The 10934-nt window shown below is 35.8% G+C and carries 12 protein-coding genes; 1 reads left to right on the plus strand and 11 read right to left on the minus strand.

Going from position 1 to position 10934, the window contains the following annotated elements:
• Positions 1–67: 67 nt before the first annotated feature.
• The 8 genes from COX77_02990 to COX77_03025 form a co-directional block, all read right to left on the minus strand.
• On the minus strand, positions 68–322 hold the full coding sequence (locus tag COX77_02990; GenBank protein PIZ98920.1) for an endonuclease: 255 nt from the start codon (positions 320–322) through the stop codon (positions 68–70).
• Between the two features lie 201 nt (positions 323–523).
• Positions 524–1813 carry a hypothetical protein gene (locus COX77_02995; GenBank protein ID PIZ98921.1) on the minus strand — a complete coding sequence of 430 codons (1290 nt, stop codon included), beginning with the start codon at positions 1811–1813 and terminating at the stop codon, positions 524–526.
• Positions 1806–3563 (minus strand): hypothetical protein, encoded by a 1758-nt coding sequence (locus COX77_03000; protein PIZ98922.1) that lies wholly within the window; start codon positions 3561–3563, stop codon positions 1806–1808. The genes COX77_02995 and COX77_03000 overlap by 8 nt, the downstream gene beginning before the upstream one ends.
• A 72-nt stretch (positions 3564–3635) precedes the next feature.
• Positions 3636–3947, minus strand: a complete 312-nt coding sequence (locus COX77_03005; protein ID PIZ98923.1) for a hypothetical protein — start codon at positions 3945–3947, stop codon at positions 3636–3638.
• Between the two features lie 35 nt (positions 3948–3982).
• The gene (locus COX77_03010; GenBank protein PIZ98924.1) at positions 3983–4915 is read right to left on the minus strand and encodes a 16S rRNA (cytosine(1402)-N(4))-methyltransferase; all 933 of its coding nucleotides are present in this window, start codon (positions 4913–4915) and stop codon (positions 3983–3985) included.
• Position 4916: 1 nt separating this feature from the next.
• Positions 4917–5348, minus strand: coding sequence for a cell division/cell wall cluster transcriptional repressor MraZ (locus tag COX77_03015; GenBank protein PIZ98925.1), 432 nt, complete (start codon positions 5346–5348; stop codon positions 4917–4919).
• A 163-nt stretch (positions 5349–5511) separates the two neighbouring features.
• Positions 5512–5898 (minus strand): hypothetical protein, encoded by a 387-nt coding sequence (locus COX77_03020; GenBank protein ID PIZ98926.1) that lies wholly within the window; start codon positions 5896–5898, stop codon positions 5512–5514.
• Complete coding sequence (locus tag COX77_03025; protein PIZ98927.1) at positions 5895–6455, minus strand: hypothetical protein; 561 nt, start codon at positions 6453–6455, stop codon at positions 5895–5897. Before COX77_03025 ends, COX77_03020 begins: the two co-directional genes overlap by 4 nt.
• Positions 6456–6515: 60 nt before the next feature.
• Here COX77_03025 and COX77_03030 point away from each other — a divergent pair, with 60 nt between their 5' ends.
• Positions 6516–8666, plus strand: coding sequence for a hypothetical protein (locus COX77_03030; GenBank protein ID PIZ98928.1), 2151 nt, complete (start codon positions 6516–6518; stop codon positions 8664–8666).
• 76 nt (positions 8667–8742) lie between these two features.
• On the opposite strand, the gene COX77_03035 is transcribed toward COX77_03030, so the two are convergent.
• The 3 genes from COX77_03035 to COX77_03045 form a co-directional block, all read right to left on the minus strand.
• Positions 8743–9147 (minus strand): 50S ribosomal protein L7/L12, encoded by a 405-nt coding sequence (locus COX77_03035; GenBank protein ID PIZ98929.1) that lies wholly within the window; start codon positions 9145–9147, stop codon positions 8743–8745.
• A gap of 24 nt (positions 9148–9171) precedes the next feature.
• Complete coding sequence (gene rplJ / locus COX77_03040) at positions 9172–9705, minus strand: 50S ribosomal protein L10 (protein ID PIZ98930.1); 534 nt, start codon at positions 9703–9705, stop codon at positions 9172–9174.
• A 448-nt stretch (positions 9706–10153) separates the two neighbouring features.
• Positions 10154–10759, minus strand: coding sequence for a hypothetical protein (locus tag COX77_03045; GenBank protein PIZ98931.1), 606 nt, complete (start codon positions 10757–10759; stop codon positions 10154–10156).
• Positions 10760–10934: the final 175 nt, after the last annotated feature.

The following is a 10934-nucleotide window of genomic DNA, read 5'->3' on the forward strand; positions in this document are numbered from 1 at the left end:
GTCACCGATCACCCGAAGGGTGAAAAACCTGGTGTCCTAACCATTAGACGATAGCGGCAAGAATAATTTATTTTTTAAATATCTGACTAAAAAGCTTTTCTTTTGCTGAACTATTTTGTTTTAAAGCTAATTCTCTTTTTCTTGCTAAAGTTTTATTATCATATTCTTCAATATACTTTAACACCATTGGCAACTTGTGTTTAATTGATTTTGTTTTACCTTGATTGTGCTCCTTTAATCTTTTATTAATATCTTCGGTGTAACCAATATACGTCGAGTGATCTTTTTTACTAACTAATACATAAACATAATATTTACTCATTTGGTTATTAATTATAGGATGCCACCCTGCGGGTGGTCACCCGGAGGGTGAAAAACCTGGTATCCCTGACTCCTGCAGGGAGGCTAACCATTAGCCTGCCCACCGTATCCGCCTTTGGCGGAGAAGGTGGAACGATAGCAGCATAAGAAAAAATTATATCAACATCATTTTACATTTTTTTAGCAAAAAGTCAAGTAGAGATTACTTTAACCACTCTTTATCTTGCCGCACAAGAAGCTCATGAGCTCTTTCTGGTTCAGCCATAATTTCTTTGACAATCTTTTCCATTCTCATTCCCTGGCTACCCTTTATTAAAATTATATCTTGATTTTTTATTCGATCTTGCAAAAATACGCTAATACTGTAATGATCATTGAATGAATAAATTCGATCATTCGTCATACCGTTATTTCTGGCCCCGCGGGCAATATCACGAGCTCTCTCACCAAAGGTAATCAAATAATCAATATTACGACTGGCGATCTGAGCACCAATTTCTTGATGAGCTGATTCCGAAATTTGACCTAATTCTAACATATCACCCAAGACTATCCATTTCTTGCCTGCTGCTTCTATTGGCAGATCAATCAATAATGACAAAGCGGCAATAACAGCTATCGGTGACGAATTGTAACTATCATCAATTATATGAGTTCCTTTAACGCCAGGAATGTACTTGGTTCTACCAGGAGTTGAGTGATGTAAATTTACCCGTTCACCAATCTGTACGAGATTCATATTAAATATTAGACCAACAGCAACACCAACCAAAATAGCCGATACTTGCTGGTGACTGATAATTTGCGGTAAAAACATGGGCACCACTGTTCCTTGATAATATAACTTAAAATTTAAACCAAAATCATTTTGGCGATGCATTAATGTTAAATCACTAGCTCTGATTAAAGCCTGGACATTTTCTCCATAACTATAAACACTGGCCTTAGTAAAGATTTTTTGTTGCCAAGCCTTTTCATTATCCATATTGATTACAGCAAAATCGCTTTTCGCTAACTGACTAATAATATTTCTTTTTTCCACGGCAACGTTTCCTATATCACCAAAATACTCCAGATGACTTTCACTGACAGTAGTCAAAACACCAATATGACATTTTATAAATGATAATAAATATTGAATATCGCCAGGATGATCCGCGCCCATTTCCAAAACTAGTATTTGCGGATAATTATCCATGCGCCAAATAAGTAATCTGCTGGCTTTTAATAACACCCTTAGCCAGCGCCAACCAGAACGGTAACCGCTGCTAGCGCCAATAATAGTTAAAGGCACACCTATTTCATTGTTGTAATTCTTGATATTCTTGCGCACTAAATATTGTTTGGACAAAACAGTATAAATAGCTTCCTTGGCACTGGTCTTACCAACACTGCCAGTAATACCAATGATTTGGGGGTGATATTTGCGTAATATTAAAATACTGAGATATTTCAATATTATTTGCAAAATTTGTTTAAATATTTTATTCATGTATTTCTGCGGGTACTTGTAAATAGTTTAATAAAAATTGGGCAATCTCGGCAAATAGTGGCACGGTTGAAGAATCGGCCCACTGCACATTGCTCGGATGATCAAATTTAGTAATCATCACAAAACGTGGATTGGTTACTGGGGCATAACCGATAAAGGTATGCATTGTTTTCGTGCTATCGTAATTGCCAGTTTCTTGATTTACAACTTGCGCTGTACCAGTTTTGCCAGCCACATAATAGCCGCTAATCTGCGCACCCTTAGCGTGGCCATTTTTTACCACTGATGCGAGCATGGCGCTAATAATCATACTAGTTTTAGGACTGATCACCTGTTGCGACATCATGGGTTGTTTTTTTTCTACCACACCATTCGGTCGGATCAATCGATCAACCAAATACGGTTGATAAAATTTACCACCGTTAGCTAAAGGCAAAAAGGCCGTAACTAATTGTAAGGGCGTAGCGGTGATACCCTGTCCAAAAGAGGCGGTGGCTAAATAGATATCCCCTTTCTTTTTTAAAGAAGAAATATTACCAGTGGCTTCTTTACCTAACTCAATGCCGGTTAATTTACCAAAGCCAAAATTTTGTAAATAGGTCCTAAATTTTTCTAATCCAACTTTTCGCGCCACCCAAATGGCACCAGTATTGATGGAATTCTCTAACACACTGGTCATCGTTACTTCGCCATATTTACGATCCATTGCGTTATGAATTTTATATCCACCAATTTCCACCTCACCAGTATCGGTGAATGTGGTATCAGGTGTTACTAAATTTTGGTCTAAAGCAATGGCCATAGTTAAAGCTTTGAAAACCGATCCGGGCTCATAAGCCTCGGCCACCATCGTATTGTTATAAACTCCGGCACCGCTTACTTGATTGTACTCATTCGGATCAAAATCAGGATAACCGCACATGGCCATAACAGCACCGCTATTAGGATCCAAGATGACAACACTACCACGAGATGCGCCCACTTTAATAGTATACTTTTCTAACATGGAACAGGCAAAATACTCCAAAGAACGATCTATTGTTAATACCATACTAACACCATCATCTGCTGGTTGCCAAGAACGATCAGAGGTAGCGATGATTGAACCACGGGCGTCGCTGTTATAAGTCCGCTGTCCGTCACGGCCACGTAATTCTTGCTGAAAATATTCTTCTAAACCATAAGTACCCTGATAACCACTATCGGTGTAGCCAACAAAGCCGACAACATGACTACCGATATTTTTTTCCGGATAGTAACGTAACGATTCGGGTTGGAAGTAAAGACCGGAAATTTTCTCTTGTTCAATTTTTGCTTTATCCTCCTCTGTTAACTTTCTCTTTAGTGGCTCATAAATATCCTTTTCCTTACTAAGTCTTTTTAAAATAGCGTCCTTTTCATCTTGATCCTCAATCTTTAATAAAGGAATAATTTGTTCTAATATCTTATCGGGCTTAGCTACTTCTGTGGTGTTGGCATAAAGAAGATAATACTGTCGATTAGTCGCCAAAGCGCTCAGTTTGCTACTATCTTTATAATCCTGTAAATAGATATCTCCACGTTTGGCTGGTATAATCTCTTCATTTTTGAACTTACGATCTATTAACTGCAAGTACTTATCATGCTCCCATATTTGCCAAATAGCTAGTTTGATGATCAAAATTATGACAAATACTAAAAAAGCTATAAATAACACCGTTAGACGACGATTAATATTTTGACTGCTAGCAGCAAGATGTTTAACTATCATAAAAAGTAAAAGCCCTAAGATTAGAAAAAGGACATAGGGCTGGAAAAGTTATTATATTATAGGAGAAATTAATTATTTAACTATGGCTACAGCTGTTTCTGAATTTAAATACGTGTACTGATCAACTTTTACCATGTTTAGCTGACTAGCAAGCTGTTCTACTCGAGAAATGGATTGATGGTTACCGATTTGAATTTTCAGTTCATTGTTCGTTGCTTGCAATGTTTGAATCTCATTCTGCAATTTAGCATATTCAATGCCCAGTGTCGAAGAATTATTAATGATTCCCAGATAACCAAATAAAGCTACCACGGAAAACACTACTAAGAAAGTACGTAATTGAACAAAACTAACAATTTTAAAATTTGTTTTTGGCCCTCGCATATTAAATTTTAATTATTATTTATCTAACATATTGACTATATTTTCTCGACCACTCGGAGTTTGGCACTGCGACTTCGGGGATTAGTCTTGATCTCTTCAGCCGCTGGTCTGATGGATTTTTTACTGATTAGTCGTAATCGTGCCCGATGATGACAGAAGCAAACTGGCAACTCTTTTGGACATAAACAATCGGTTGATTCTTTTTTAAAATATTGTTTGACCACTCGATCTTCTAAGGAATGATAAGTGATAACAACTAAACGTCTTTTACTGGGTAACAAACTGACTGCTTGTTCTAAGAATTCAGCTAACTGTCCCAACTCATCATTAACCACAATCCGTAAAGCTTGAAAAGTCTTGGTGGCTGGATGAATCTTGCTTCCCCGGCGTTGCTTCACACTAGCAATGATTTGCGCTAGCTCACAGGTGTCCGCTATTCTCTTTTGTTGACGATATTCACCAATCGCCTTAGCGATAACGGGTCCAAAGGTATCTTCACCATAGCGAATAATAAGCTGTGCTATTTCATCTACGGACCAATTATTCACAATATCTTCAGCTGACATCAAACCATTACTATCAAAATTCATCTTCAAGGGTCCCGCCATGCGGAAACTAAATCCTTTTTTTGCTTGGTCTAATTGCATTGACGAAACTCCTAAATCAGCATAGATACCACCAATTTGCAGTTGCGGAAGATTGAGATCGGCAATACTTTTCTTTAATGAACTAAAATTATTATTGATATAGCTGACACGGCCAGTAAAATTCTTCAAATTTTCCCGTGCGATGCTCAATGCCTCTTGATCAAGATCGAAACCGATTAATCTGCCCAGTGGTTCATTGAGTAACAATACTTTTCGTGCATGACCACCAGCGCCCAGTGTGGCATCAATATAATCTAAATCTGGTTGTACCTGTAAATTGGCTACTAATTCAATGGACAAAACTGGTTGATGCTCTGGCATATTAAACTCCTAATTCTCCTAATGCTTCAGCAATCTCACCACTATCTTTCTCAGTTCGCTGCTTATATTCTTGCCATTGCTTTTCATCCCATATTTCCAATCGATTATAAAGTCCGGTAATGACCACCTGTTTTTTTAGCAGGCCAAAGTTGAGTAAATAATCAGGAACATTTATTCTACCCTGACCATCCATCGCTACATCCATTGCACCAGCTAATAATAATCGGGCAAAGGCTCTGGTTTTTGCTTGATTAATTGGTAACTTACTTAACTTTTCGGCAAGTATTTGCCAATCTTGCCGCGTATAAACAAAAAGACAATTATCCAAACCTCTGGTAATCACCAATCCACCTTTAAATTTGACTCTAAACTTAACTGGTAGAGCCAAGCGTCCTTTGTCGTCCAAATTATGATAGTATTCGCCAATAAACATTGATGTAATTTTAGTTATCCCCACTTTTAACCACTTTGTACCCTATAGTACTATTATATACCACAAATAGATACTCCGCAACCATCTTTATGCACAAGATTACAATAAAAAAACAAAAAACAGTCAAATAAATAACTGTTTATATCTTATTTATCAAAATAACTTATTTTTTTGTGGTAATATTTGGTTCGCGGAAATAATCAGGGATAATAAAACCTTTTTTTGTTTTTTTACTTTGGCTAATGATGTTTTTTATCACATCCTCGTCAATCGGACCGTGGGTTACTTTAAAAATTGGTATTTGCTGTGACCAAGCTAAAGCGTTAGCAATAGCGGTAAATCCACGCAAACTACTAAACGATGCTGGCTGATAATATACTGCAATAGCTGTTAAATCATTGGTTTTGATCTTCTGATCACCAAACCAGGAAATTAATTGTTGCAAATATTCATTTCTCCCATAAGGAAATTTAGCAGCAACAATAAAAGAAACGCCGTCATACAGTTCAAAGCAGATGTGATCTGGACTAAATTGTATTACTAAAATCATTTCTTGATCTTATCTATTAAAATAATCGCTTTACGTTCTAATAAGTCATATAAAAATTTATCCGTCATGGTCTGCCGATAAATATACTCGGCGTTAGTAAAATGAGTATAGCGTATCGGCTGATGAGTAATCTTTTCAATTTCACGAATCAGAAAGGATAAATCTTTTTTGTTCATATTACCAATAAGCAAAATATCAGTTTTAGCCTCCTCGTCATTAACAAAATAACCCAGTAACGATAGAAATTTGATACCATCGTATTTTTTAATAGACTCCATTATTCTTTTCTGTAATAAAAGTCGAGCTTTAATAAATAAATTAGCTAACTCCTCTCGTAAGATAAATCCTTGATTCAAATAATAATATTTGCGATGATCAAAATCAACGCTGGCAACTAAATCAAATTTCTCTAAATTGGCCAGTTCTCGACGCACGGAGTTCAGGCGTTCGCCAATTAGCCGTGTAATTTCCCGTACATAGAATCTTTTCTGACCATTAAAAAGAAATAAATAAAGCAATTTCTCTCTGGTTCGTGAACTAAATAATTGTTCTAACATTTTTACTTTTACGCTATTATATAAATATAGTATAATAATTTTGTCTAAATTTGCAAATCAATGAACAATAATCTCCAAATTGCCCGTATTTGGCAACAAGACCCAGTCCATGCTAATGCTATAGCTGATATTTATATTTGTCAAAACCCGGAACAGATTAAAAAGAGTGGTTTACTTTTTGTGTTAGTTAACATCCATAATCCGCGTTCGGACTATGATCAATTTATTGGTGCGCTCATAGAAAAAATTGAAAATATTTATTACTTCTGCCCCCTGGAAGATAGTACAAAAATGTTAGAATCAACTCTCAGTGAATTGAATGCTTGGTTGCCGCAAAATCTACCAGCTGACAAAAAAATATTACAAAATCTGGATTTACTAATCGGAAACTATCGAGATGAATTGATAAACTTTGCCACTCTTGGTCAGTGGCAAGGATATATTTTGAATAATTATAAAGCTACCGACGTTATTGGCACGGAGAAAATAACCATTAACCCCATTAAAATATTCCAAAATGTTATCACGGGAAAAGTCGATCAAGGCTTTTCGCTACTATTAACAGGACCGAGCTTATTGGATTACATAGCCCTAGAAAAAATTCGTAAAATTATTAGCACCATACCAGCCAGCTCTGCCGCCGAACAAATAAAAAATATGATCGCCGGTGTTGGACCCCGTGTCTCCTTTTTGGGGTTGATTATCAAACAACCCCTAGCGGAGCAAGAAATAAATCAAGCTAGGCAATCAGGAAGTTATTCAACTCAACAATACCAACAGTGGAATAATCAATTTAATAGTAAAATCACTAAACAATCTAAGGAATCCTTGGATAATTTACTAGCGACCCAAAAAGAAACTCAAAAAATTATGACTCAACCAAGTAGCTGGCAGACGCTGGCGCTGATCTGGGTCAATACATGGCAAAAAATTTCTCAATCAAGCCTTGCTCCTTGGAGTAAAAAAATTGGTGGTAAAATAAATTCGCTATTAAAAATCCTCTACCACGGATTCGTTAATTTACTGAGTAACTTATCGATATTACTTGGTAACCAGTTAAAAAATATTAAATATTTTAATTTTTTCCGACCCGCGCTATATTTTAATATTAAAAATTTTAAATTTACCCTTCGGCATCTGATCGTCTTAATCATTATTATATTAATACCGATCTTATTTATACTAATCAATTCAGCTGATCAAGGACTTTCCCAGCAACAACTTACTGAATTACAAAATAATATCAATGCCAAATCGCAAGAAATTGAATCGGCTTTAATCTACGGCAATCGCGATCGCGCCAAACAAATCTGGCAAGAATTAATGGACTTAAATAAATTGCTACCCACTGATCAAAATAACGACAGCAATGTCCAGGGATTACGAGATCAAATAGTCATTCTCACTGACCGTATTTGGAACATTAGAAATCTTGAACAACCAAAAATTGTTTGGTCGCAAGAACAAAATCAAACAACCGTGAAAGGCATTTCGTTAAACAACAATTTCCTGATTGCCTGGTTAGAAAACAATGGCTATTGGCGCATCGATTTACAGGATGGCAATAATAATAAATATTTTGCTTACCCAGCTAATTTTGCTGGCTGGAAAATCAATGGCTATTTACCCAATGGCCAACCATTAATCATTGATCAAAATAACAATTTTTACGGTTGGCAAAACGATTCTTTAAACAAAATTACTGTCACTCTAAGCTCTGGTAGTCGGGATATTACCTCTTTGGATAGTTATAATGGTCGTCTCTATATTTTTGATCAAGGTAATAAACAAATTTATCGCTACCAACAAAATAACAATAGTCTCGGGGCTGCTAGCCTTTGGCTACGAGATAATTTAGAACTACAAAACTACCAAAGTATGGCTATTGATGGCAATCTATATCTAGTCAAAAACGATTCAATAATCGTTCTAAATAATGGACGCTCCAATCGTACTATGAGTCTTAATATTCAACCAATACTATCAAACTCACTGAAAATATTCACTAAACCAGACTTTATTAATCTTTATCTTTTGGATCAGGGTAATAATAAATTAATTGTACTCAACAAAAACGGTGATTTGGTTAACCAATATCAATCTAGTTCCTTTAACCAATTAAAAGATGCCATCATCATCGAAAAGGATAAAAAAGCTTACCTCCTTAATGGCCAACAGATTTTGGAGATGACCATCGAGAAAGTTAAGTAATCTCAACTGCTAAACAAAAAAAACAACCCACTGCCGTATAGCTAGTGAGCTGTTTTGGATTGCTCTTAAAATAGTATTACTTCAAAGTTACTACAGCGCCTGCTGTTTCCAATTTCTTCTTTAACTCGTCAGCTTCTTCTTTTTTCATATTTTCCTTAACTAATACTGGGGCACCATCAGCCATATCTTTGGCTTCTTTCAGTCCCAGCTGGGTGACTTCTCTAATCACCTTAATGACGTTAATCTTATTAGCGCCGGCATTAGTTAACTCCACGGAAAATTCAGTTTTAGCCTCAGCTACTACTTCACTACCAGCTGCTGGTGCGGCCATAGCCATCATTGGCGCGGCGGCACTGACGCCGAATTTATCCTCTAAAACCTTTACTAATTCGGAAAGGTCTAAGACAGACATTTTCTCAATTTCGGCTACTAAACTTTTAAATTTTTCCGGAATGACTACTTCTTTTTTTTCTTCAGACATATTGTTTCTTAATTAATATTTAAATTATTTTTTTTCTTGAATAGCTTTGAGGGCATACAATAAACCTCGTATATTACCCGCCAAAACATTAACGAAACCACTGACTGGGGCATTAATTGTACCAACTAACTTGGCTAATAGTTGCTCTTTGCTCGGTAAATTAGCTAAGGCCTTTACTTCCTCAGCGGATAACAGTTTCCAAGTACCATCAACTTTTAATAAACCACTTTTAATCTCCAATCGCTCATTCTTTTTACTGAATTCTTGAGCAATCTTAGCTGCTGATACTTCATCGTCCATACTAAAAGCCGCAGCAATACTACCTGTCAAATCATGAATCTTGGTGGTAGCTAATTGTTGATCAGCCAACGCTAAATCAAATAATCTTTTTTTTGCCGCTTGATATTCAACTCCTGCCTGACGAAATTTCTTTCTTAATTCCTCGACCGCAGCCACTGATAAGCCAGCATAGGAGGTAAAGATTAAACTTTTTGCCTGACCTACTTTGTCTTTCAATAACTGTAATTCTTTCTGCTTTTGTACCTTAGTTTTTGCCATATAATATAATAATAAATTTAGTAAGTATGAATAACGTCTTGCGCAAAAGTAATCATTGGTCTGATCAAATACTCCCAGACGCCTAATACTAGCAGCGTATAGCTGATTAAAATTGAACCAAAAATTAATTTTTCATTACCGTCCATAAGTATAAAAAAAAGGCCATAAAAGCCGTATTTATTGTTACCTCGATGGGTTATTAAGGTTATTGATTAACCACCCATTGTCTACGGCTAAAAACAGTATAAATCCAGACATCGGATCTGTCAAGAATAGCATTTTATCAAATAAATAAAAGTAATAATAAAAACCCATTGATATTATCACTGGGTTTATTGCTTTTTACTCTACAAGATTATAAAGTTTTTTAATAGCTAATTTTTCCACCTCACTATAGTTTGTGATGTAATTAAAAACCTCCAAGACTTCTTCAATTGTCGTACAAAGCTCAATCCATTTTTTTTAAAACAGCACTTTCCGCTTCTCGATCGTAAGGAGTGTTATCAAAAGCTGTATTAATTTCTTCGACGGTTGTTATTTTGGTTACTTCGTTCAAAAACAGTTCAACCCATTTTTTAAAAGCAATATTTTCAACTTCACTATCATCAGGAGTGTTAAAAATAACCCGACTTACTTCCTTAGCTGTAGTACAAAGTTCGATCCATTTTTTTAGAGCAACATTTTTAGCTTCACTATTCTCAGAGGTGTTAGCGAAAACTTCCAGGACATCTTCAATTGTTGTACAGAGCTCAATCCATTTTTGCAAAACAGCGTTTTGAGATTCGACACTGTCATCCGGCGCGTTATTAAAAGACGTTTTAGCTTCATCGATTGTGGTTATTTTGGTTACTTCGTTCAAAAACAGTTCAACCCATTTCTTAAAAGCAACGTATTCAGTTTCGCTGTCTTCGGTAGCGTTATCATAAGCTGCCTGAGCTTCCTCAATTGTACTGGCCGAACATGATGCTAATGGCAAATCAAATGCTTGTTTTATTTTATATATTGGTATGCCAAATTTCTCACTAACCTGAACAATTTTTTCATCGGTGGTCATGGTTACTATCCTTCTTTTGTTATTAAAATACTATTTCTTTACTAATAATTATTAGTATCATAAATAATTACAAATGTCAAGAATCTATGGTAATGTGCACACACATATTGCACTTTCTAGTAAACTAGGGCTATATGTCAAAAACTATGCCAAAATCAACACAAGAAGAAAAATA

The organism is Candidatus Komeilibacteria bacterium CG_4_10_14_0_2_um_filter_37_10, assembly GCA_002793075.1.
In the GTDB taxonomy this organism is placed as follows: Bacteria; Patescibacteriota; Patescibacteriia; order UBA1558; family UBA1558; genus UM-FILTER-37-10.